The sequence below is a fragment of the Pseudomonas sp. HS6-2 genome, from assembly GCF_049325675.2.
GTDB lineage: Bacteria > Pseudomonadota > Gammaproteobacteria > Pseudomonadales > Pseudomonadaceae > Aquipseudomonas > Aquipseudomonas putida_N.
In genome coordinates, this window is record NZ_CM143906.1 from 3,490,335 (window position 1) to 3,512,990 (window position 22,656).

Here is a 22,656-nt window from a genome sequence, read left to right on the forward strand (position 1 = left end):
CCGACATGCCCACGCTCGAAGACGCCCTCCGGCAAAGCTGGCAACACAACGCCCGGGCCTGGATAGACGCGGTACGTGGCGGCGCCATCGAGAGCCGCCGGCAGGTCACCGACCAGGCGATCCTGCTGGCGATCCTCGGTCGCCAGCCCGAGCGGATGCTGGACCTAGGCTGCGGCGAAGGCTGGTTGCTACGGGCGCTGGCCGATCGCGGCATCGAGGTGACCGGCGTGGATGGCGACGCCGCGCTGGTCGAGGCTTCGCGGGCCGCAGGCTCGCCGCACGTGCACCAGGCCAGCTATGCGCAGTTGGTCGCAGGTGAGGTGAATGTCGGCAGCGGCTATGAGCTGATCTGCGCCAATTTCGCCCTGCTGCACCAAGACATCATCCCCTTGCTGACGGCCATGAAAGCCCTGCTGACGCCCGGTGGCGTGCTGTTGATCCAGACCCTGCACCCCTGGAGCGTGGCAGGCGGGGACTATCAGGACGGCTGGCGCGAGGAGTCGTTTGCCGGCTTTACCGGGGAATGGCGGCCGATGCCGTGGTACTTCCGGACCTTGACCAGCTGGCTGAATGCCCTGGACATGGCGGGGTTCAGGTTGCTGAGCCTGCAGGAGCCGCAGCATCCGCAGAGCCCGGTGCCGCAGTCGCTGCTGATGGTTGCCGGGTAGCCTGCCGGGCCAGACCTTGCGCTCAGCAGCAGTGTGATGAGCGCCACCACCTATGTGCTGTACTTCGGCTTGGCGGCACGCATCGGTGCGACCCGCGCCATCAGCAGCGCCGCCTGCCCAGTTAACGCTGGGCAGTGGCTTCGTCGGCAGGCGGGGTCAGCTGCAGCACGCGATTGCGCCCGCCTTCGGCGAGCAGGTAGCCCCCCTTGCCATCGGCGATGATCGACTGCGGCGCCTTGAGGAAGGTCAGCACCACGTGCTGGGTGCCATCGGCTTCCACCCGCAGCAGGCGCGCGCGGTGGGTGTTGTCTTCGCTGATCCACAGGCCGCGCTGGTCGCACATCAGGAAGGTGGGATGGCGCAGGTCCTCGACCACCACCGGGTCCTTACCGTCGTCGGACAACGCACGAACTATGCCGGTGCCCTTCTCGGTGTACAGCAGGCGGCCGTCGGCGCAGCGGGTCAGGCCTTCGGTTTCGGTCAGCCCCGAACGCAGCACCTCGAGCTGGCCGATGGCCCAGTCATAACGCATCAGCCGCCCATTGCCCTTGCGGTCTTCGATGGCATACAGATGATCGCCGTCGTTCCACAAGCCCTGCACGCTGTTGCCATCGAACAGGTGGGTGACCTGGCCATCGCGGGACAGGCTGACCGGCGCTTGGCCGCCTTCCTGGCTGAACACCCAGCCACCTTGCGCCGCGACCATGCCGTCGGGCTTGGACAGGTTGTCGATCAGCACCACGCGGTCGCCGCTGGCAGTGATCTTGAGAATGCTGCCTTTGCCGTCATCCAGCTCACGGCTGACCAGCAGGCTGCCGTCGGCCTGGGGCAGCAACGAAGCGGCCTTGGCCACGTCGCGGTGCAGCACCTCGACACGCCAGCCACTGGCGGCCTGCACCGGGTAGAACGATTGCCAGGCGAAAAAGCCCAGGGTGGCGGCCACCAGTCCGGTGGTGACAGTCAGGGCGACACGGGTGCTGCGCCGGCGCAGGATGGGCATGAACGGGGCTCCTTGAAGTTGGCCCGAATCCTAGCAAGAGGATTTGGAAATGTCGTCATCAGACGACACAAACACAAAAGGATATAAAAATAAGAAAATGATCTAACCAAATGGAATTAAAAAATTGAAAGCCAAACGTCACCTCCTTAGGCTGGGTACACCGTTTCCCACCCTGTTCAAGGAGCGACGCCCATGCCCTTCTCCCCTTTTCGCCGCCTGCTCATCGGCGGCCTCCTGGCGACCGTCGCCAGTAGCCTGCTGCCCTGGTCCAGCGCCTTGGCCGAAGACACCAAGACTCTGCGCATCGGTTATCAGAAATTCAATAGCATCAACATTCTCAAAGGCAGTGGCGCACTGGAAAAGGCCCTGGGGCCCCAAGGCGTGAAAGTCAGCTGGCACGAATTCGCCGCCGGCCCGCAGCTGCTCGAAGCGCTGAGCACCGGCGCCATCGACCTGGGCCACGCTGCCGACGCGCCATCGGTATTCGCCCAGGCCGCCGGCAAGCCGGTGGTCTACCTCGCCGCCGAACAACCTTACCCACGCGGCATCGGCCTGGTGGTGCGCGAGCAGGATCAACTCACCGCAGTGCAGGACCTCAAAGGCAAGCGCGTGGCCACCGGCCGCGGCTGGAACGCCCAATACCTGCTGGCGGTGGCCCTGGAGCAGGCCGGCCTGAGCTATCAGGACATCACCCCGGCCTACGTCAACAATGCCGCCGATGCCGTCGCCGCCCTGCAATCGGGCAGCGTGCAGGCCGTGACCTTGTGGGACCCGTTCCTCGCAGCGGCCGAAAGCCAGCCAGGCCTGAAGAACCTGCGCGATGGCAGCGGCCTGACCAACAACCGCACCTTCTACCTGTCCACCGCCGCTTTCGCCGACCAGCACCGCGACCTGCTGAAGACCTTCTTCAGCGAGCTGGGCAAGGTCAGCCAGTGGGCCAACGCCAAGCCCGCTGAAGTCGCCGCGCTGCTGGCACCGCAACTGGGCATCAGCGCCAATGTGCTGGAGGTGGCCAGCGAACGGCGCAACTATAACGCCGTGGCCATCACCCCGCAGATCGTCGCCGAGCAGCAGAAGCTGGCCGATACCTTCCAGGGCCTGGGCCTGATCCCGCACAAGTTGCAGGTCGCCGACGCCGTCTACCCGGCCTCTGTATTGCCGTGACCAGGGAGTGAAGGCAATGCCCCGCCACATCCGCTTCAACGCCTTCAGCATGAACGCTGCCAGCCACCAGTCCCCGGGGCTGTGGCGCCACCCGCGCAACACCAGCGTGGCGTTCAACCGCCTCGATTACTGGACCGACCTCGCTCGCCTGCTGGAGCGCGGGCTGTTCGATGCGCTGTTCATCGCCGACGTGCTGGGTATCTACGACGTCTACCAGGGTGGCCCGCAAGCCGCCCTGCGCGGTGGCGTGCAGGTGCCGGTCAACGACCCGTTGCTGCTGGTGCCGGCCATGGCCGGGGTCACCGAGCACCTGGGGTTCGGCGTAACCTTTTCGCTGACGTATGAACACCCTTATCCATTCGCCCGGCGCATGTCCACGCTCGACCACCTGAGCAATGGCCGGGTCGGCTGGAACATCGTCACCGGCTACCTCGACAGCGCCGCGCGCAATCTGGGCCTGGCCCGCCAGCTGGGCCATGACCAGCGCTACGACCTGGCCGAGGAATACCTGGAGGTGCTGTACAAACTCTGGGAAAAAAGCTGGGAAGACGATGCGGTGCAGCTGGAGCGTGAAACCGGCCGCTACATCGAACCGTCGAAAGTGCACGCCATCCGCCACGCCGGCGAGCATTTCCAGGTACCCGGCATGCACCTGTGCCAGCCCTCTCCCCAGCGCACCCCGGTGCTGTTCCAGGCCGGCGCCTCGGCGCGCGGCCAGCAGTTCGCCGCCCGGCATGCCGAGTGCGTGTTCATCAGTGGCCCGACGCCCACCGTGCTGTGTCGCTACGCCGACGGCATCCGTCAGGCCAGCGAGGTGGCCGGGCGTGGCCGTGACGAGGTGCTGATCTATGCCCAGGCGCTGCTGATCGTCGCGCCGACCACCCAGGAAGCCCAGGCACGCTATGCCGAATACCGCCGCTACGTTGATCTGGACGCCGCCCTTGCCTTGCTTTCAGGCTGGACCGGTATCGACTTCGCCGGCCTCGATCCGGATGCCCCCATCGAATACGTCGAGAACGATGCTGGCCGTGCCGCGCTGGCGGCGTTCACCGCCGCCGACCCGAACCGCCGCTGGACCGTGCGTGAAGCCGCTGAATTCGTCGGCCTGGGCGGGCGTGGCCCGGTATTGGTGGGTTCGCCCGACGAGATTGCCGACCAGCTGGAACACTGGCTCGACCAGACCGGCATCGACGGTTTCAACCTCACCTATGCGGTGCAACCGGACGACCTGGCCAACGTCGTCGACCTGCTGGTACCGGAGTTGCAACGCCGTGGCCGCTACCCGCTGAGCTACACCGACGGCACCTTGCGCCACAAGCTGTTCGGCCATGGCGACCGGCTGCCCGAAGCCCACGCAGGGCGCCACGTTCGCATTCAGTAACTGAATGTCGAGTATTTCAACATTTAATTTGTGGATGATGCGGACTGCCCCATATGCTGTCCGCACATCCCCTGCACGCACCGGCCGGTGTGGTCCAAGGCACGGGGAGAGAACAACAAGTCGAGACCGCTCATGTCGAACCACTCCTACTTCGCCCCCCACGGTGGGCACCCAGCTCAGACCGAGCTGCTGACTGACCGTGCCATGTTCACCGAAGCCTATGCCGTCATCCCCAAGGGCGTGATGCGTGACATCGTCACCAGTCACCTGCCGTTCTGGGACAAGATGCGCATGTGGGTCATCGCCCGCCCGCTGACCGGTTTTGCCGAAACCTTCTCGCAGTACATCGTCGAAGTGGCTCCGGAAGGCGGCAGCGAGCGCCCTGAGCTGGACCCGAACGCCGAAGCCGTGGTGTTCATCGTCGAAGGCGAGCTGGACATCACCGTCGAAGGCAAGCACCACACCCTGACCCCAGGCGGCTATGCCTTCCTGGCCCCGGGCGCCGAGTGGAGCCTGCGCAACAACAGCAAGGCCAACGTCACCTTCCACTGGCTGCGCAAGCACTACCAGAAAGTCGAAGGCCTGGCCGTGCCTGAGTCGTTCGTCACCCACCGCGACAACGCCACCGTCATCGAGATGCCGGGCACCGAAGGCCGCTGGGTCACCACTCGCTTCGTCGACATGGCCGACATGCGCCACGACATGCACGTCAACATCGTCACCTTCCAGCCGGGCGGCGTGATTCCGTTCGCAGAAACCCACGTCATGGAACACGGCCTGTATGTGCTGGAAGGCAAGGCGGTGTACCGCCTGAACCAGGACTGGGTCGAAGTGGAAGCCGGCGACTTCATGTGGCTGCGCGCCTTCTGCCCGCAAGCCTGCTACGCCGGCGGCCCAGGCAAGTTCAGCTACCTGCTGTACAAGGACGTGAACCGTCACGTGCACCTGACCCTCAACCCCCAGCGTTGAGTTCAGACTGATGCCCGAAAGCCCGCCACCTGGCGGGCTTTCTGTTTGCCGCTCATACTGATAAGCCCTGCCCCTAGCGCGGTGCTCGCCATGAACCGCTGCCTGATGCTTGCCTTATTGCTTGCTTCCAGCGCCAGCCTGGCGGCTGATGACTGGAAGATCGCCTACGACCGCGAAGGTATCCGTGTGTACCTGGCCGCGGCAGCTGATTCGCCTTACCAGCAGTTCCGCGGCGTCAGCACCATGAAAGCCAGCGTGCGTACCCTCATCGACTTGCAGGAAAACCTGCGGGTAGCGTGCAAATGGCTGTATGCCTGCGAGCAGATGCGCTTGCTGGACGTGGATGGCGATAGCACCTGGGTGTACCTGACCACCAACTTGCCGTGGCCGACCCTGCCGCGCGACATCATTCTCAAGGTCCGCACCGAACGTCTGGATGACGGCACCCTGGTACGCCACCTGAGCGCCGAACCGAGCCGCCTGCCAGAAGAGCCGGGGCTGATTCGCGTACAGCACCTCTCGGGCGAATGGGTGATGAAGCCGCTCGGCGAGCGGGAAACCGAGGTGACCTACCAGTTGCAGGCAGACCCTGCCGGGGACGTGCCGGGCTGGCTGGCCAACCGCTTCGTCGTCGATGCCCCGGTGGTGACGCTACGCACATTGCGTGCGGTGGCCGAGCGCCAACCCTGAGCAGCCCTTTCGCCCTGCCGCGTTTTCTGCGTCAAGGCTTGCCAGGACCTCGCTTGTAAACACAAGAAAACGGCAAGTGGTCTTTCCGGTGTGTTCGCCTGCCTGGCTGACACGCCACGCAGCTAGTCAGCGACGGGCTGTTGCGACCTGGCCGGGTTTACTGAACCACCCCGCAGGCGACACGGGCACCACCACCGCCCAGCTTCTGCGGATGGTCACTGTGGTTGTCGCCACCGGCATGCACCATCAGTGCATGGCCTTTGAAATCGGTGGCTTTCAGACGAGGCGCCAATACCGGGTAGGTGGCCTTGCCGTCGGCGCCGACATAGAGTGCCGGCAGGTCACCGCGGTGGCCACTGTCATCATAGGGGCCTTTGTGTGCGTTGGTGGCGTCAGGGTCCCAGTGCCCGCCCGCCGCGCCGGCTGGCACTGGCTTGCCGTTTTCCTCTGCCGCCGCGCACGAACCCTGCTGGTGCAGGTGGAAGCCATGTACGCCCGGTGGCAGGTCCTTGAGGTCGGGGGTGAGCACGGTGCCGTACTTGTTCTGTTCGATGCTGATGGTCCCGATCGACTTGCCCGGACCGTCCGCCCCGGCCAGCTTCAATTCCACCGTCTGCGCGGCCTGGGCGAGACCGGCGCAGGCCAGCAATGTGGTGAAGACTACTGCTTTCATGTCGTTTCTCCATGGCTTGGGACAGGTGGGTTTCGTACCCACGTAACGAATGGGACTGCGCAGCTTGCCAGGCATTCCCTCCAGCCACAGACTGAAACACTTCCCTCGCAACCCGGAGCCCGCTCGCGTGTCCCTCAAAGCCCTGCGCACCTTGGTGACCATCGCCCGCCACGGCACCTTCGCCCGTGCCGCCGACCTGCTCAGCCTCACCCCTTCGGCCGTGAGCCTGCACATCAAGACCCTCGAGGACGAACTCAAGGTCGCGCTATTCGACCGCAGCCGTCGCCAGGTAGCGCTGACCGAAGCCGGGCAACTGGCGGTGGCGCGGGCCGAGCACATCCTCGGCGCCTACGACGAACTGGCCGATGCCCTGGCCAGCGGCCCGAGCCTGCGCGGCCGTTTGCGCCTGGGGGCGATCCACACGGTCCTGGCCCGGCGCCTGCCTAAGGCCCTGGTCTGGATCAAGGCGCATCACCCGCAACTGCACATCAGCGTCAACTCAGGGATGTCGGCGGAGCTTGCACGGCGCGTCGAGGACGGTGAGCTGGATGCAGCGATCACCACGGAACCGGTAAGCCCCTACCCGCAGAACCTGATTTTCACGCCGCTGTTCGAAGACCGCTTCTGGGCCATCGCCAGCCCCGAGCTGGCCGGCCAGAGCCTGCCGCAGCTGCTGGCAGGCCAACCGTTCCTGCGCTTCGACAAGCGTGCCTGGGCCGGGCGGCAGATCGAGCAGGAGCTGCGCCGCCAGCATTTGCAGGTCAGTGAACAGATGGAGCTGGACAGCCAGGAAGCACTGGCGCGCATGGCGGTGATGGGGCTGGGGGTGGCGATCATTCCCATGGCCGATGACGATCTGCAACGCTTGCCGCCGGCCACCTGCCTGCCCTTTGGCGAGCCACAGCTGGTGCGGCGGGTAGTGTTGCTGGAACACGAAAAGAGCCAGCGCCGGCACCTCAGTGCTGTGTTGAGGACCGCCATGGACGCGTGAAGGTACAGTTTTCCTCAACAGTCAGTGCAGAAATCAACGTTTTTCCCAATCAGTCAGCCACGCTAACCTGTGCCCGTACCCGACCACGGAACGACCACCATGCTTCACCTGCTGCTGACCACACTCGTGCCCATCATCTTGCTCATTGCCCTGGGCACTTTCCTGCGCATCCGCGGCTTCCTCGCCGAGTCGTTCTGGCCGGGCGCCGAACGCCTGAGCTATTACGTGCTGCTGCCGTCGCTGTTCCTGCATGGCCTGGCCACGGCCAATCTCGATGGCGTGCCGGTGCTGGGCATGGTCGGTGTGCTGATGCTTTCCACCCTGCTTGGCGCCGTGCTGCTGGTGCTCTATCAGGGTGCAGTGAACCACGAAGGCGCCGACTTCACCTCGGTGTTCCAGGGCGGCGTGCGCTTCAACAACTACATCGGCGCCACCCTCGCCGCCGGCATCTACGGCAGCGCCGGGATCGCGCTGGCCGCCGTTGCCAACGCCGCCATCGTACCCTTGGTCAATCTGCTCTGCGTGCTGGTGTTCGCCCGCTTCAGCGCGCGCCACAGCTCCCCGGCGACGGTGTTGCGGGCCATCTTCGCCAACCCGCTGATCGTCGGCTGCGCCGGGGGCCTGCTGCTGCGGACCAGCGGCCTGGGCTTGCCGGCCGGCCTGGAACCCACCATCAAGGCGCTGGGCCAGGCCGCCCTGCCCCTGGGCCTGCTGTGTGTGGGCGCTGCACTCGGTGGCGCCAGTGTCGGCCAGCAAGTGCGGCCACTGCTGGCGGCATCGGCTTTCAAGTTCCTGGTCATGCCGCTGACCACCTGGGGCCTGTGCCGCCTGCTTGGGTTGAGCGGCCAGGCAGCGGTTGTGGCAGTGCTGTTCCAGGCCTTGCCGACCGCTTCGTCGTCTTACGTGATGGCGCGGCAGATGGGCGGCAACGCGCCGCTGATGGCCACCATCATCGCCCTGCAGACCGTGCTGGCCGCCGTGACCTTGCCTTTGATGCTAATGCTAACGCTGAGGTGATTACGCTTGGCTAGACTGTGACTCAGCCCACACTTCGGAAAATTGACCATGCGCCTCTCGTGGATGCTGATCGGCTTGACCTCGGCCCTGCTCGCAGGCCCTTTGCACGCCGCCGACAGTGCCAAGGCCGCAGTGGCCGAGGACAAGGCGCAAAACCTGGAAAAAAAGGTGGTGGAGGATGCTCCTCCGCCGAAGAAGCCAGAAACCATCACCCCTGGCGAGGTGCAGGCAGTGGACCCGGCAGGTCAGGCGCCGATGGATGACAGCATCACCTGCCTGGCACGCACCATCTATTGGGAAGCCAAGGGTGCCGACGACGGGGACATGAGCGCGGTGGCCAGCGTGGTGATCAACCGGCTAGGCAAGGATGGCTTCCCCAACACCATCTGCGGGGTGGTAAAGCAAGGCGTGGAAACCAAATCCTGCCAGTTTTCCTGGTGGTGTGACGGCCGCCCGGACCAGGTCGAGGAAAAGGACCGTTACGACATCGCCAAGGAAATTGCCCGCAAGGCCTTGAACCAGCAACTCAAGGACAGCACTGGCGGCGCGCTGTACTTCCATGACCGCCAGGTGCACCCGAGCTGGGCCAAGGCCTATCGCAAGACCGCCGAAACCCGGCATTTCCTGTTCTACAAGCCGAATCAGGAACTGGCGCGCTGATAAGCCACTGCACTTTTCTGGCGCTCGCCGGTCTACTCCCTCTTTTGCCGCCTGCAAGTCATTGCTGGCGTTTTCTTTGCTTTGCACGAGACTGGGCCAAAAGCCTCGCGCTTGTGTAGGATGAGCAGCGCATACCAAGACGCTGCCAGTCACAGGGAGATCCACATGCGCGTCCTGTCATCCGTTGCCGCCTTGTCGATGGGCCTGGTCCTGTCGACCGGGGCCTTGGCCGTCACCGGCGAAGAAGCGCAACTGATCGATTCGATCAATACCTACCGCAGCCAGGCCCAGCGCTGCGGGGACCAGGTGTCGGTGGAACTGCCGCCGCTCAACAGCGACACGCGCCTGGCACTGTCGCCGGAGGGCACCCGTGACCTGCAGCAGGCCATGAGCCGCGCGGCCTATCCGATGGTCAACGTCCAGGCGATCAGCCTGTCCGGCCCACGTGATGCGAACGCTGCCATGAATGCCATCAAGGAGAGCTTCTGCCAGGTGGTGCTCGACCCGCAGTTTGTCGACATCGGCGTCAGCCAGGAAGGCCGCGACTGGCGCATCGTGCTGGCCCGGCCCCTGCTCAGCGGGCGCCTGGGTGACTGGCAGGCCGAGGGGCAGAAGCTGCTGCAGGCCATCAATACCGCACGCAAGACCCCCCGCCAATGCGGCGGCCAGCCGTTTGCCGCAGCCCCTGCGCTGAGTTGGAGCGCTGCGCTGGCGGGGGTGGCAGCCAGCCATACGCGGGCCATGGCCAACCAGAACTTCTTCGACCATATCGACAAGGACGGGCGCACGCCGGGTGACCGCGCGGAACTGGCCGGCTATCTGTATCAGCAGATCGGCGAAGACATCGCCGCCGGGCGCGACACCGCGCAGAAGGTAGTGGATGGCTGGCTCGACAGCCCCGGTCATTGCGCCACCCTGATGAACCCGGACTTCCGCGAAATGGGTGCGGCCTATGCGGTAGACCCGAAGAGCGATGCCGGCATCTACTGGACCGGCCTGTTCGGCACGCCGCAATGACCGTTTGAGCTGCGCAGCGCCAGCGCCGTGCAGCCAAACCGCCGCCGCACACACTTGCCCAGGTAGCTGGCATCACCCAGCCCGACCTCGTCGGCAATCTGCGCCAGGCTGTGACTGGAGTTGAGCAATCGCCAGCGCGCCTGCTGCAGGCGCATTTCCAGCCACCAGGCCTTGGCGCTCATGCCGTGGCTGGCCTGGAACTGGCGGTCCAGCTGACGCCGGCTGATGCCGAGTTCCGCAGCCAGCTGTTCGATCGACCCTTGTGCCCCCAGGTGATGACGCATCAGCGCCAGCGCACGCTGCACCTGGCGCCCCTGCCCGGCGTCGGCCTCCAGTGAACGCAGGGCATGGCGGCTGTCACGAGATTCGTCCACCAGCATGTCGGCCAGGCCCTTGAGCGCCCGGGCACGCCCGCAGGCGCCCGCCAGCAGTTCCACCGCCAGGTCGAGGGCTGCCGTGCCGCCGGCACAGGTGATGCGCCCCCCGTCGATACAGTACAACTGCTCGCGCAGCACCTGCAGATGCGGGAAAGATGCCCGAAACTCCGCCTCATGGCGCCAGTGCACCACGACCTTGTGCCCGTCCAGCAGGCCGCAGGCGGCCAGCAGGAAGGCGGCGTTGTCGATGGCGACCAGCTTCACCCCCGCCTTGGCCGCTCGCTTGAGCAGAGGCTTGTAGCTCGGGGCCAACGCGGCGGTGGCTTCAGCATTGCGGCTGCCGAACAGCACCAAGTAGTCGTAGTCATTCCAGCGCAATTGCTCGGTAATGGCCCGCACCTGCATCACCGCACCGCTGCTCGACGGCACGTGCTCGCCCGTCAGGCTGGCCAAGGTCCAGCTGCAGTAGCGCTGCTGGCTGTAGTCCTCGTCGTCGGCGCTGAAGCGCAGCTTGTCGAGAAACGCACCGAACGGCAGCAAGGCGAAGTCCGGTAACGGCAGGATCAGCAGGCGGATATCAGGGGCCATTCGAAACAAGTCCAGAAAACACCATTGAATGTCCAGATCATACCCTGCACTTGCAGTACCGTCCCATAGACTGAGTGCTCGTGACTACCTGAGGCGCCCATCATGGCTCTGGATACCTGGTTCATCTACCTGCTGGCGAGCATCGGCCTGTCGCTGACCCCTGGCCCGAACAGTCTGCTAGCGCTGACGCACGGTGCACTGTATGGCGCGCGCCGCACGCTGTTCACCATCGTCGGCGGGGTGTTCGGCTTCAGCGCACTGATTGCCCTGGCGATGTTCGGGCTGACGGCGCTGCTGCAGACGTCGGCCTCGGTGCTGAACGTGCTCAAATGGGTGGGGGGAGCCTACTTGGTGTGGCTGGGCATCCAGCTCTGGCGCAGCCCTGCGCTGCATCTGGAGGTGACCGAACGCGCTGCCCGCCTGGGCAATTTGGGGATGTTCCGCCAAGGCCTGCTGTCTGCTATCGCCAACCCCAAGGTACTGTTGTTCTACGGTGCCTTCCTGCCGCAGTTCATCGACCCGCAGCGTGGGCTGTTGCTGCAGTTCGTGATCATGGCAGCGACCTTTGCCAGCGTGGAATGCGTGGTCGAATACCTGCTGGCTCGCCTGGCGTTTCGTATCCGGCCCTGGATGGCCAAGGGCGGCAAAGGGTTCAATCGCTGCTGCGGGAGCCTGTTCGCATTGATTGGCGTGGCTTTGCCGCTGGGCCGGTGAAAGCTCAAGCGCGCCGCGCAACCAGCAAGAAGACGACCAGGGCCATGCCCGGCAATGCCGCCCCCACCAGCGCCACACCGTGCCACCCCTGCTGGGCGAACACCGCACTGGCCACCGCCGAACCCATTGCCCCGCCCAGGAAGATGCTGGTCATGTACAGCGCATTCAGCCGCCCGCGGCTGGCCGGGTCCAGCGCATAGACTTCACGCTGGCCGATCACCATGTTCATCTGTACGGCGAAATCCAGCAGCACCCCGGTCAACCCCAGGCCGATCACGCTGTAGCCGGGCGCCGTCAGGCCCAGCAGCAGCGCCAGAGGCGCCAACACCAGCGCCAGCAACGAACCGGCACGGGCATGGCCGGCGTCGGCCAGGCGGCCGGCCATGGGCGCGGCGATGGCGCCGACCGCGCCGACCAGGGCAAACAAGGCGATCTGGCTTTGCGACAGCCCGTGCTCACTGGCCAGGGCCAGCGGCACCGCGGTCCAGTACAGGCTGAACGCCGCGAACATCAAAGCCTGGTACAGCGAGCGCTGGCGTAATACCGGGTATTGGCGCAGCAGGGCAACCAACGACACCATCAGCCCGGCATAGCTGGCCTTGTGCTCAGGCACCCGGCGCGGCAGCGTCAGCGCCAACAACAGAATGATTGCCAACATCAGGCCAGCAGCCCCCATGAACACCGCGCGCCAGCCAAAGTGGTCGGCGACCAGGCTCGACAGCGGCCGCGCCAGCAGAATACCCAGCAGCAAACCGCCCATGATGTTGCCGACCACCCGCCCGCGTGCTTGCTCAGGCGCAAGGTGAGCAGCCAACGGGATGAGCATCTGCACAGCCACCGAACTGAAACCGATCAGCAAGGCATAGCCCAGGAACAGTTGCCCTTGGCCGCTGCTGCTGGTCCCCGCCAGCAACAGGCTGACACAGGCCAGCACGGCGGTGGCGATCATCAACCGACGGTTTTCCACCAGGTCAGCCAGTGGCACCAGCAACAGCAGGCCCAGTGCGTAGCCCAGCTGGGTCAGTGACACGATCAGGCTGGCGCGCTCGGTGGACAGGCCCAGGTCCGGGGCGATCAGCCCGACGATGGGCTGCGCGTAATAGATATTGGCGACGATCGCGCCACAACAGAACGCCAGCAGCGCGACCAGAGCACGGCTCAGGCCGGCATGGGCTGGCGGTGCAGCAGCAAGGGAGGAATTCATGCGAGGTACCTCGGCATCGGGTTGGAATATGTCAGGCACCTTACCGAGCGCTTGCCAGCGAGAGAATCCGGCTCCGGCGCAACGGGGCTTTGCGCCAGGCGCAACGGCAGGGATCAGGGTTTGAGCAGGCCCTCGCAAAAGCCGATGAACGCGTTGACCCGCCGAGAGCCGCGATGGTTGGGCAAATACAAGGCATTGATGCTGTCATTGGCGGTGCCGGGACTGACCTGCCAGTCCGCAAATATCCGCTGCAAGCGCCCGGCCGCCACGTCTTCGCGCACCAGCCAGTCGGCCAGCAAGGCAATACCGCTGGCGGCCAGCGCCGCTTCGCGCAACAGGTCGGCGTTGGCGCTGCGCAACGGCCCGCTCACGTCCAGTTCCAGTGCCTCATCGGCACGCTGCAGGCGCCAGGCGCGCGCCTTCTGCCCGTAGCGAAAACGCAGGCAGGCGTGCTGCAGCAACTGCTCGGGATGCAGCAGCGCGTCACGCCTGGCCAGGTAATCGGGGCTTGCTACCAGCCAGCGCTGGAAGCGACCGAGTTGCCGACACACCAGTTCGTCGTTCGGTGACGGGTCGCCGAGGCGAATGGACAGATCGTAACGACCGTCGAGCAAGTCATCGAGCCGGTCGCTCATGTCGATGTCCAGCTCCAGCGACGGGTGGCGAGCCAGGAAAGGCCCAAGGTGCGGTGCGATCACGCGGCGGCCGAACTCTACCGGCAGGCACAGGCGCAGCACGCCGACCGGCTCATCGCCACGATCGGCGACGCTGGCGTCGGCTTCCTCCAGCGCGTCGAAGATTTCCCTTGCCCGGGCGTAGTAACGTGCGCCCGCCTCGGTCAGGCTCACCTGGCGCGTGGAGCGGTTGAGCAAGGTCGTGCCAAGTTCCGACTCCAGCCCGTCGACCAGGCGCGTCACCGACGAGGTGGCGACGCCGAGCCTGCGCGCTGCCGCGGAAAAGCCCTGGGCATCGACTGTCGTGGTGAACATCCTCATCGCCAAGAGCTTGTCCATGGATACCCCGATTCTCAAATCTCGGAACAGTCCTACAAACCACGAAGCGGGTCAAGAAGCGCACAACAGAGCGACCAGGTCCATAGTGGAAGCACCTCCATCAGTGCGAGAACTGCCCATGCCGCTCACCAACCTGCTCAACGCCCTGCCCCGTTGCGACCCTGCCGCTGCCGAGCGGGTCGATGAACTGCTGCGGCGCCCTGGCCTGCGCATCGAACGCATCGTTTCCTGCGGCCAGGCCAGCCCGCCAGGCTACTGGTACGACCAGGCCGAAGGCGAATGGATCATGTTGTTGACCGGCACCGCCGGGCTGCGCCTTGAGCACGAGAATTACACCCGCTTGCTGGTGCCAGGCGACTGCCTGGACATTCCGGCGCATTGCCGTCACCGCGTGGAATGGACTACCCAGGGGCAACCGACCATCTGGCTTGCCGTGTTTCATGGCAGTGAAACACCCTGGCCGAGCCATTGATACGCCCTTCGTTCATGCTAAAAAATCTAAAGCGCCACACCCATATACCTGCCAAACATCATTTTTACAGCAATTTTCAGCACTAGATCTAAACTTTTCTCCACATCTTCGCAAGTTCGGCCCTGCGACAATCAGCCTCATAAAATTATGTACCAACTTGTTAATTAGCAAGCTAAGGGCTTAGACTGCGCACATTCCACCTGCTGAGATCCCTGGCATGAACGAAACACCGCGCGCCTCTGGCGCCACAAACATCATCCTGGTCGGCTTGGGCGTGATCGTCGCCCTGCTCGGCCTGCTCCTGGCTGCTGGCGGCGTCAAGCTCGCCGGCCTGGGCGGTTCCTGGTACTTCCTGATCGGCGGCCTGGCCATGGCCATCGCCGGTATTCTCATCGCTCGCCGCAAGCAGGCCGGCGCCTGGCTGTACGCGGCGTTCCTGATCGGTACCGCGATCTGGGCGCTGAGCGACGCTGGCCTGGTGTTCTGGCCGCTGTTCTCGCGCCTGTTCATGTTCGGCGCGATCGGCATGGTGGTGGCGCTGGTCTACCCGATGCTCGCCCGTGCCAATGGCGCCAGCGCCGGCCGTGGTGCCTACGGCATCGCTGGCGTGCTGGCCGTGGTGCTGGTGATCGCTGTGGGCAACATGTTCGTTGCCCACCCAAGCGTTGCACCCACCGGTAAGGGCCCAGGCATGACCCCGGTCGAAACTGGCAAGGAGCAGAAGGACTGGGCCCACTACGGCAACACCGAAGGTGGCAGCCGCTTCGCCGCGCTGGACCAGATCAACCGCGACAACGTCAACAAGCTCAAGGTGGCCTGGACCTACCACACCGGTGACGTCGCCATCAGCGACGGCAACGGTGCCGAAGATCAGCTGACCCCGCTGCAGATCGGCAACAAGGTGTTCATCTGCACCCCGCACAACAACCTGATCGCCCTCGATGCCGACACCGGCAAAGAGCTGTGGAAGAACGCGATCAACGCCCAGTCCAAGGTCTGGCAGCGTTGCCGTGGCATGGCCTACTTCGACGCCACCGCCGCGATCGCCCAGCCGACCCAGCCCAACAGCTCGCCGATCACCGGCGGCAGCGTCGCGCCCGGTGCCAACTGCCAACGTCGCCTGCTGACCAACACCATCGACGGTCGCCTGATCGCCGTGGACGCCGACAACGGCGAGTTCTGCCAGGGCTTCGGCAACAACGGCCAGGTCAACCTGATGGCCGGCCTAGGTGATGTGCCGGACTCCTACTACCAGCTGTCCTCCGCACCGTTGATGGCCGGTACCACCGTGGTGGTCGGCGGCCGCGTCGCCGACAACGTCCAGACCGACATGCCAGGCGGCGTGATCCGTGGTTTCGACGTGATCACCGGTGAAATGCGCTGGGCCTTCGACCCGGGCAATCCGGAAGACCGCAAGGCGCCGGCCGATGGCAGCACCTATGTGCGCAGCACCCCGAACAGCTGGGCACCTATGTCCTACGACCCGGCGATGAACACCGTGTTCCTGCCAATGGGCTCGTCGTCCACCGACATCTATGGCGTTGAACGCAGCAAGCTGGACCACACCTACGGTGCTTCCGTGCTGGCCCTGGATGCCACCACCGGTAACCAGAAGTGGGTATTCCAGACCGTGCACAACGACCTCTGGGACTTCGACCTGCCGATGCAGCCGAGCCTGATCGATTTCACCAAGGACGACGGCAAGTCCGTGCCTGCGGTAGTGATCGGTACCAAGGCCGGGCAGATCTACGTGCTCGACCGCGCCACCGGCAAACCGCTGACGCAGGTCGACGAAGTGCCGGTCAAGCCAAGCAACATTCCCAACGAGCCGTACTCGCCGACCCAGCCCAAATCGGTAGGCATGCCGCAGATCGGCGCGCAGACCCTGAGCGAATCGGACATGTGGGGTGCCACGCCGTATGACCAGCTGCTGTGCCGTATCGACTTCAAGAAGATGCGCTACGACGGCCTGTACACTGCGCCGGGTACCGACCTGTCGCTGAGCTTCCCGGGTTCGCTGGGTGGCATGAACTGGGGCAGCCTCTCCACCGACCCGGTGCATGGCTTCATCTTCGTCAACGACATGCGCCTGGGCCTGTGGATCCAGATGATCCCGTCGCAGAACAAGGGTGGCGCAGCCTCCGGCGGTGAAGCACTGAATACCGGCATGGGCGCCGTACCGCTCAAGGGCACCCCGTACGCGGTGAACAAGAACCGCTTCCTGTCGGTTGCCGGCATCCCGTGCCAGGCCCCGCCATTCGGTACCCTGACCGCCATTGACATGAAAACCCGCCAGATCGCCTGGCAGGTACCAGTCGGCACCGTGGAAGACACCGGCCCCCTGGGCATTCGCATGCACCTGCCGATCAAGATCGGCCTGCCAACCCTCGGCGGCACCCTGTCGACCCAAGGCGGCCTGGTGTTCATCGCCGGTACCCAGGACTTCTACCTGCGCGCCTACGACAGCAGCAACGGTAACGAAATCTGGAAAGCCCGCCTGCCTGTAGGCAGCCAGGGTGGCCCGATGACCTACGTTTCGCCGAAGACCGGCAAACAGTACGTGGTGATCACTGCTGGCGGTGCGCGCCAGTCGACTGATCGTGGCGACTACGTGATTTCTTACGCCCTGCCGTAAGAGCACGTCGCTGCATTCGCGGGCAAGCCCGCTCCCACAGGTTCTCCTCTGATCCTGGTGAGAGCGGGCTTGTTCGCGAATGGCCCCCCGAAAACAACACGAGACACAGCAATGCCATCCGCTATCCGCATCACCCCAACCCTGCTTCTGGCCCTGGCCAGCACCACCGCCCTGGCCGACGGCGACCTGCTCAACCGCAGCACCATGACCGGTGACTGGGGTGGCCTGCGTCACCAGCTCGAAGAAGACGGCGTCAAGATCACCGGCGACTACAGCGGTGAAACCGCCTACAACGCCCACGGCGGCCTACACCGCTCGGCGCGCTACTCGCAGAACATCAAGCTCGGCGCACAGTTCGACCTGTCGAAACTGTACGGCCTGGAAAACGGCGGCAAGGTCCAGCTGACCATCAACGACCGCCGCGGCAACAGCGCCTCGGAAGACCTGGTCGGCAACCGCCTGCCGATCCAGGAAAACTACGGTGGCCTGTACACCCGCCTGACCGAACTGAGCTACGAGCGCACCCTGTTCACCCCGGCGCTCAACGTCAAGCTTGGCTACATGGCCATGGGCAACGACCTCGGCGGCCTCGACAGCGGCATCCTGTGCAACTTCATGAACGCCGGCTTCTGCGGCCACCCGCTGAACATGTCCGGCGGCAGCGGCTGGACCAACTACCCCAACGCCCACCTCGGCGTGCGCGTGAAGTACGACCTGTCGCCGTCCTGGCAATTGCGCGTGGCGGCATTCAACGTCGACCCGGAGAGCAACGGCAACTCCAGCCGCGCCTGGCACCTGGGGCCCAAGCACACCACCGGCACCGTGGTGCCTGTGGAACTGGTGTACAAGCTGCAGGGCGAACTGCCGGGCGAGTACAAGCTGGGTTACTACTACGACAGCTCCGACGTGAAGCGCGTCGACAGCAGCAAGGAAGTGTCTGGTCGCGGTGGCCACTACCTGCTGGTCGACCAGGCAGTGTGGAACGACGCCGGCTCGCCAGGCCGCAGCCTGCACGCCTTCGGCCAGTACTCGGCAGCGAGCGAGGCCGCCTCGCCGTTCACCAAGTGGTATGGCGCCGGGGTGGTGCTTTACAAGCCGTTCGAAGGCCGCCCGCGCGATACCGTAGCCCTGGGCTATGGCCGCGCCGTGCCGAACCCACGTAGCCGCGATGTGCTGGAAGACGCCGCATTCAATGCCGGGCAGCAGTTCCCCAACATCGACAATGCCGAGCAGTTGGTCGAACTGAGCTATGGCTACCAGGCCACGCCGTGGCTGAACCTGCGCCCGGATGTGCAATACATCATCGAGCCAGGGGCGTTCTCCGGGAAGGACATCGACAACGCGCTGGTCTTCGGCCTGCAGGTCAAGGCAACCTTCTAAGCCGCCGGGGGGCGGTGATTGCGGTGTATGGGTTGGTCAGTGGGGCGATTGAGATCTGATTGCCAAGCTTAGGGCTTCTTCGCGGGTAAACCTGCGAAGAAGCCAACACCATTATTCCTGCCTGAGGTAATCCACCAACCTCAGCAACATCGCATCACAACCCTGCATCTGTTCGACACTGACGAACTCGTCCGGCTTGTGCCCTTGGTCCATGCTGCCCGGCCCGCAAACCACGGTGGGAATACCGGCCTGGTCGAACAGGCCACCTTCGGTGCCGAACGCCACAGTGCCGAAATCATCCGAACCGCTGAGCAATGCCACCAAGCGCGCGGCCTCGCTGTCGGCTGGCGTGGCCAGCCCCGGATACGCACTCAACGGTTGCAGGCGAATTGCACTGCCAGCGTTGACCTTGCGCATGCGGGGCAGCAACTCGGCCTCGGCGTAGGTCTGCAGCTGGTCGGCCACCGCCTGCGCTTCGAACCCCGGCAGCGCGCGCACCTCGAAATCGAACGCACATTCCTCCGGCACGATGTTCAACGCCCTGCCCCCTCTGATGACCCCGGTCTGCACCGTGGAGAACGGCGGGTCGAAGCGCTCGTCGTGATGGGCCGGCAATGCCAGGGCATCACCGATCTCGCCCAGCTTGCCGATCAGCTTGGCAGCGTACTCGATGGCATTCACCCCGTAAGGGGCATACGCCGAGTGACACGCCGCGCCCTGCACTTCGCAGCGCATCGCCAGCTTGCCTTTGTGGCCAAGCACTGGCTTCAATTCGGTAGGCTCACCGATCAGGCACAGCCGCGGCTTGTGCGGACGTTGTTCCAGCGCGGCCAGCATCGAGCGCACGCCCAGGCAGCCAACTTCCTCGTCATAGGAGAACGCCAGGTGCACCGGGATGCGCAGCGGTTGCGCCAGGAATGCCGGCACGGCAGCCAGCACCGAGGCGATGAAGCCCTTCATGTCGGCCGTGCCACGGCCATACAGGCGCCCGTCGCGCTCGGTCAGGGCGAAGGCCGGCAGCGTCCAGGCCTGGCCGTCCACCGGCACCACGTCGGTGTGCCCGGACAGCACCACACCGCCGATATCCTTGGGGCCGATGGTGGCGAACAGGTTGGCCTTGCTGCCTTCCGGGTTGTGGAACAGCTCGCACTCCACGCCAAGCTCGGCCAGGTAGTCGCGGATGAAAGCGATCAACTCAAGGTTCGAGTCGCGGCTGACCGTTGCAAAGCCGATCAGCCGCTCCAGCAACGCGCGGCTGCTGAATTCACTCATCGCCCGGCACCCCGTAGCTGGGAGCGGCAGTCGGGTCGAGGGCGCGGGTAACGTAGTCCTGCATCTGCGGGCGGTACGCCTGCCACAGGCCATCGAGCACACCGATCGGGTCCTCGTCAGCCCAGTCCACACGCAGGTCCACCAGCGGCCAGGTCAGCTCACCGGCGATCTTCAGTGCCGCGGAATGCACCGGGCCGGCCTCACCACCCGCCGCCATCGCGGCATGCATGGCCGCCAGCAGGCGGTCAGCCAGATGCCCTCCGGCCTGTTCGAAGGCCTGCACCATGGCTTCGATCACCTGGAGCGAGGACAACAGGTTGCCAGCGGCCGCGCACTGCTCGCCTGCGACGGCGTCATGCACGCCCAGCGCCTCCTTGCCGGTGAACAGCGCCACCTGGCCCTGGCTGTCGATCACCGTGACCTGGCGATACTCGCTCCAGCCATTGGCGCTGAGCACGCGGTCCAGCGCGGCGGCAGGCGGCAACTGGCCCTGCTCCAGGGCATCGAGGATTTGCGGGCCGAGCGCCGGCAAGGTGATGTTCTGGGTCGACACGGCGCCGACGCCAGCACGAACCCACGGGCAGCGGGCGCCCACGGCGATGCTCGACGAGCTGATGGCAATACCGACCTGGCCGGTTTCCTGGCAGCGACCGATGATGGAGAAGGTCATGGTGGAACTCCTGTTGTTCTGTGCAATGCCCAGCATTCTGGGCGCAAGCTTCAGGGCCACGAAACCAACATTTTCCTGTGCCTTGAACAGGAAAAAACTAAGGCCGGCCAATACCACTCGAAAAGCCCTGAAAACCCCGACCAAGCCCAGGCAAACCGGGGCCTTCGCCGTTTTATCGGCAAGCCCCAGCTAAATACTATTTTCGCGATTTTCCAGGCATCCCTAGTCTGGCCCCAAGCAACGGCGGTCCTCCAAACCGACCTGACAAAAACCGCCTGAACAAGGGCTCGGACATGACACTGAACAACATCGAAATCGACACCCTCGTGGTTGGCGCCGGCCAGGCCGGCGTGGCCATGAGCGAACACCTGAGCAAGCTTGGCGTGCCGCACCTGGTGCTGGAGCGCAAGCGTATCGCCGAGGCCTGGCGCACCGGCCGCTGGGATTCGCTGGTGGCCAACGGCCCGGTCTGGCACGACCGCTTCCCGGGGCTGGAATTCAACCTCGACGCCGACGCCTTCGCCGGCAAGGACCAGGTCGCCGACTACTTCGAGCAGTACGTACGCAAGTACAACCTGCCGGTACGCACCGGCATCGAAGTGAAGAAGGTGGTACGCAACGCCGACCGCCCCGGCTTCACCGTCGAGACCAACGAAGGCGTGATCCGCGCCAACCGCGTAGTGGCTGCCACCGGCCCGTTTCAGAAACCGGTCATCCCGGCCATCGCGCCGAAAGATGCCAACCTGCACCAGATCCACTCCGCCGCCTACTACAACCCCGAGCAACTGCCTGAAGGCGCCGTGCTGGTGGTAGGCGCCGGCTCCTCCGGTGTGCAGATCGCCGAAGAGCTGATGCGTGCCGGGCGCCAGGTGTACCTGTCGGTCGGCGCCCACGACCGCCCGCCACGGGCCTACCGCAACCGCGACTTCTGCTGGTGGCTGGGCGTACTGGGCGAGTGGGACGCAGAAATCGCCAAGCCGGGCCGCGAGCACGTGACCATTGCCGTCAGTGGCGCCCGTGGCGGCCACACCGTGGACTTCCGCGCCCTCGCCCACCAGGGCATGACCCTGGTCGGCCTGACCCAGTCGTTCGAAAACGGTGTGGCGCGTTTCCAGGACAACCTGGTCGACAACATCAACCGCGGCGACGAAAACTACCTGGCCCTGCTGGATGCCGCCGATGCCTACATCGAGCGCAACGGCCTGGACCTGCCGGAAGAGCCCGAGGCGCGCAAGCGCCTGGCTGACCCGGAGTGCATGGTCAACCCGCTGCAGCAACTGGACCTGGCCCAGGCCGGCGTCACCAGCATCATCTGGGCCACCGGCTACGGCGTGGACTTCAGCTGGCTGCAGGTCGACACCTTCGACACCAACGGCAAGCCCCAGCACCAGCGTGGCGTCGCCCGCGAGCCGGGCGTGTACTTCCTCGGCCTGCCCTGGCTGTCACGCCGTGGCTCGTCGTTCATCTGGGGCGTGTGGCACGACGCCAAGCATGTCGCCGGCCACATTGCCACGCAACGCACCTACCTGGCCTACCGCGACCGCGACCAGCGCGACGCGGATGAGCAACAAGACCACTCGATCAGCAACGTCAGCACCCTCGGAGCCCACTGATGCCTACCCATACTCGCATCCGCATGTTCAACACCAAGGAAACCTACCCCAACCAGACCCTGGACAACGACCTGTGCCAGGCCGTGCGGGCCGGTAACACCATCTACGTGCGCGGCCAGGTCGGCACCGACTTCGAAGGCAAGCTGGTCGGCCTGGGTGACCCTCGGGCGCAGACCGAGCAGGCGATGAAGAACGTCAAGCAGCTGCTTGAAGAGGCCGGCTCCGATCTGTCGCACATCGTCAAGACCACCACCTACATCACCGACCCGCGCTTCCGTGAGCCGGTGTACAAGGAAGTCGGCAAGTGGCTCAAGGGTGTGTTCCCGATTTCCACCGGGTTGGTGGTGGCCGGCTTGGCCCAGGCCGAGTGGCTGATGGAAATCGACGTGATTGCGGTGGTGCCGGATCAGCAGTAAGGCTTGAGATGGCCGGGGGCGCCTTGCGCCCCATTCGCGGGACAAGCCTGCTCCTACAGGAATGAACTGCGC

At 64.9% G+C, this 22,656-nt stretch carries 22 protein-coding genes; 15 read left to right on the top strand and 7 right to left on the bottom strand.

Annotated elements, in window-relative coordinates:
- The first annotated feature begins 5 nt into the window (after positions 1-5).
- Positions 6-668 carry a class I SAM-dependent methyltransferase gene (locus tag ACOKS3_RS16210; protein ID WP_422763648.1) on the top strand — a complete coding sequence of 221 codons (663 nt, stop codon included), beginning with the start codon at positions 6-8 and terminating at the stop codon, positions 666-668.
- Between the two features lie 121 nt (positions 669-789).
- On the opposite strand, the gene ACOKS3_RS16215 is transcribed toward ACOKS3_RS16210, so the two are convergent.
- Entirely contained in the window at positions 790-1,668 is an 879-nt protein-coding gene (locus ACOKS3_RS16215; RefSeq protein WP_422763647.1) for an SMP-30/gluconolactonase/LRE family protein, read from the bottom strand.
- A 192-nt stretch (positions 1,669-1,860) separates the two neighbouring features.
- Between ACOKS3_RS16215 and ACOKS3_RS16220 the strand changes: the two genes are divergently transcribed.
- From ACOKS3_RS16220 to ACOKS3_RS16235, 4 genes are all read left to right on the top strand, one after another.
- The gene (locus ACOKS3_RS16220) at positions 1,861-2,832 is read left to right on the top strand and encodes an aliphatic sulfonate ABC transporter substrate-binding protein (RefSeq protein ID WP_422763646.1); all 972 of its coding nucleotides are present in this window, start codon (positions 1,861-1,863) and stop codon (positions 2,830-2,832) included.
- Between the two features lie 16 nt (positions 2,833-2,848).
- Positions 2,849-4,213 carry an LLM class flavin-dependent oxidoreductase gene (locus ACOKS3_RS16225; protein ID WP_103447601.1) on the top strand — a complete coding sequence of 455 codons (1,365 nt, stop codon included), beginning with the start codon at positions 2,849-2,851 and terminating at the stop codon, positions 4,211-4,213.
- Positions 4,214-4,345: 132 nt separating this feature from the next.
- Complete coding sequence (locus ACOKS3_RS16230) at positions 4,346-5,182, top strand: bifunctional allantoicase/(S)-ureidoglycine aminohydrolase (RefSeq protein ID WP_027918838.1); 837 nt, start codon at positions 4,346-4,348, stop codon at positions 5,180-5,182.
- Between the two features lie 90 nt (positions 5,183-5,272).
- Positions 5,273-5,872 (top strand): START domain-containing protein, encoded by a 600-nt coding sequence (locus ACOKS3_RS16235; RefSeq protein WP_103447602.1) that lies wholly within the window; start codon positions 5,273-5,275, stop codon positions 5,870-5,872.
- Positions 5,873-6,029: 157 nt separating this feature from the next.
- Here ACOKS3_RS16235 and sodC read toward each other — a convergent pair whose 3' ends face one another.
- Positions 6,030-6,545 carry a superoxide dismutase [Cu-Zn] SodC gene (sodC, locus tag ACOKS3_RS16240; protein ID WP_422763645.1) on the bottom strand — a complete coding sequence of 172 codons (516 nt, stop codon included), beginning with the start codon at positions 6,543-6,545 and terminating at the stop codon, positions 6,030-6,032.
- 127 nt (positions 6,546-6,672) lie between these two features.
- Between sodC and ACOKS3_RS16245 the strand changes: the two genes are divergently transcribed.
- From ACOKS3_RS16245 to ACOKS3_RS16260, 4 genes are all read left to right on the top strand, one after another.
- Positions 6,673-7,536, top strand: a complete 864-nt coding sequence (locus tag ACOKS3_RS16245) for a LysR family transcriptional regulator (protein WP_103447604.1) — start codon at positions 6,673-6,675, stop codon at positions 7,534-7,536.
- A gap of 99 nt (positions 7,537-7,635) precedes the next feature.
- Positions 7,636-8,553 (top strand): AEC family transporter, encoded by a 918-nt coding sequence (locus ACOKS3_RS16250; protein ID WP_103447605.1) that lies wholly within the window; start codon positions 7,636-7,638, stop codon positions 8,551-8,553.
- 48 nt (positions 8,554-8,601) lie between these two features.
- Positions 8,602-9,213: a cell wall hydrolase gene (locus ACOKS3_RS16255; protein ID WP_103447606.1), complete on the top strand. Its 612-nt coding sequence runs from the start codon at positions 8,602-8,604 to the stop codon at positions 9,211-9,213.
- Between the two features lie 165 nt (positions 9,214-9,378).
- Positions 9,379-10,230, top strand: coding sequence for a CAP domain-containing protein (locus tag ACOKS3_RS16260; protein WP_103447607.1), 852 nt, complete (start codon positions 9,379-9,381; stop codon positions 10,228-10,230).
- Here ACOKS3_RS16260 and ACOKS3_RS16265 read toward each other — a convergent pair.
- Positions 10,197-11,195: a GlxA family transcriptional regulator gene (locus ACOKS3_RS16265; RefSeq protein WP_422763644.1), complete on the bottom strand. Its 999-nt coding sequence runs from the start codon at positions 11,193-11,195 to the stop codon at positions 10,197-10,199. The two genes, ACOKS3_RS16260 and ACOKS3_RS16265, sit on opposite strands and share 34 nt — an antisense overlap.
- Before the next feature lie 102 nt (positions 11,196-11,297).
- On the opposite strand from ACOKS3_RS16265, the gene ACOKS3_RS16270 reads away from it, so the two are divergent.
- The gene (locus tag ACOKS3_RS16270) at positions 11,298-11,909 is read left to right on the top strand and encodes a LysE family translocator (protein ID WP_422763643.1); all 612 of its coding nucleotides are present in this window, start codon (positions 11,298-11,300) and stop codon (positions 11,907-11,909) included.
- Positions 11,910-11,913: 4 nt separating this feature from the next.
- Here ACOKS3_RS16270 and ACOKS3_RS16275 read toward each other — a convergent pair whose 3' ends face one another.
- Both ACOKS3_RS16275 and ACOKS3_RS16280 read right to left on the bottom strand, forming a co-directional pair.
- Complete coding sequence (locus tag ACOKS3_RS16275; RefSeq protein WP_103447610.1) at positions 11,914-13,113, bottom strand: MFS transporter; 1,200 nt, start codon at positions 13,111-13,113, stop codon at positions 11,914-11,916.
- 113 nt (positions 13,114-13,226) lie between these two features.
- Entirely contained in the window at positions 13,227-14,126 is a 900-nt protein-coding gene (locus tag ACOKS3_RS16280) for a LysR family transcriptional regulator (RefSeq protein WP_103447611.1), read from the bottom strand.
- 118 nt (positions 14,127-14,244) lie between these two features.
- On the opposite strand from ACOKS3_RS16280, the gene ACOKS3_RS16285 reads away from it, so the two are divergent.
- The 3 genes from ACOKS3_RS16285 (at position 14,245) to ACOKS3_RS16295 (ending at position 18,613) form a co-directional block, all read left to right on the top strand.
- On the top strand, positions 14,245-14,598 hold the full coding sequence (locus tag ACOKS3_RS16285; protein ID WP_422763642.1) for a cupin domain-containing protein: 354 nt from the start codon (positions 14,245-14,247) through the stop codon (positions 14,596-14,598).
- A 217-nt stretch (positions 14,599-14,815) separates the two neighbouring features.
- Positions 14,816-17,233 carry a glucose/quinate/shikimate family membrane-bound PQQ-dependent dehydrogenase gene (locus ACOKS3_RS16290; protein ID WP_103447613.1) on the top strand — a complete coding sequence of 806 codons (2,418 nt, stop codon included), beginning with the start codon at positions 14,816-14,818 and terminating at the stop codon, positions 17,231-17,233.
- A gap of 111 nt (positions 17,234-17,344) precedes the next feature.
- On the top strand, positions 17,345-18,613 hold the full coding sequence (locus ACOKS3_RS16295) for a carbohydrate porin (protein ID WP_110634916.1): 1,269 nt from the start codon (positions 17,345-17,347) through the stop codon (positions 18,611-18,613).
- A 111-nt stretch (positions 18,614-18,724) separates the two neighbouring features.
- Here the strand turns inward: ACOKS3_RS16295 and argE are convergent, their stop codons facing one another.
- Both argE and ACOKS3_RS16305 read right to left on the bottom strand, forming a co-directional pair.
- A complete protein-coding gene (gene argE / locus ACOKS3_RS16300) occupies positions 18,725-19,885 on the bottom strand; it encodes an acetylornithine deacetylase (protein WP_422763641.1) in 1,161 nt (386 codons plus the stop codon).
- Positions 19,878-20,555, bottom strand: coding sequence for a DUF1028 domain-containing protein (locus ACOKS3_RS16305; protein ID WP_422763640.1), 678 nt, complete (start codon positions 20,553-20,555; stop codon positions 19,878-19,880). Before ACOKS3_RS16305 ends, argE begins: the two co-directional genes overlap by 8 nt.
- A gap of 293 nt (positions 20,556-20,848) precedes the next feature.
- On the opposite strand from ACOKS3_RS16305, the gene ACOKS3_RS16310 reads away from it, so the two are divergent.
- Both ACOKS3_RS16310 and ACOKS3_RS16315 read left to right on the top strand, forming a co-directional pair.
- A complete protein-coding gene (locus tag ACOKS3_RS16310) occupies positions 20,849-22,168 on the top strand; it encodes a flavin-containing monooxygenase (protein ID WP_422763639.1) in 1,320 nt (439 codons plus the stop codon).
- Complete coding sequence (locus ACOKS3_RS16315) at positions 22,168-22,584, top strand: RidA family protein (protein ID WP_014590706.1); 417 nt, start codon at positions 22,168-22,170, stop codon at positions 22,582-22,584. Before ACOKS3_RS16310 ends, ACOKS3_RS16315 begins: the two co-directional genes overlap by 1 nt.
- Positions 22,585-22,656: the final 72 nt, after the last annotated feature.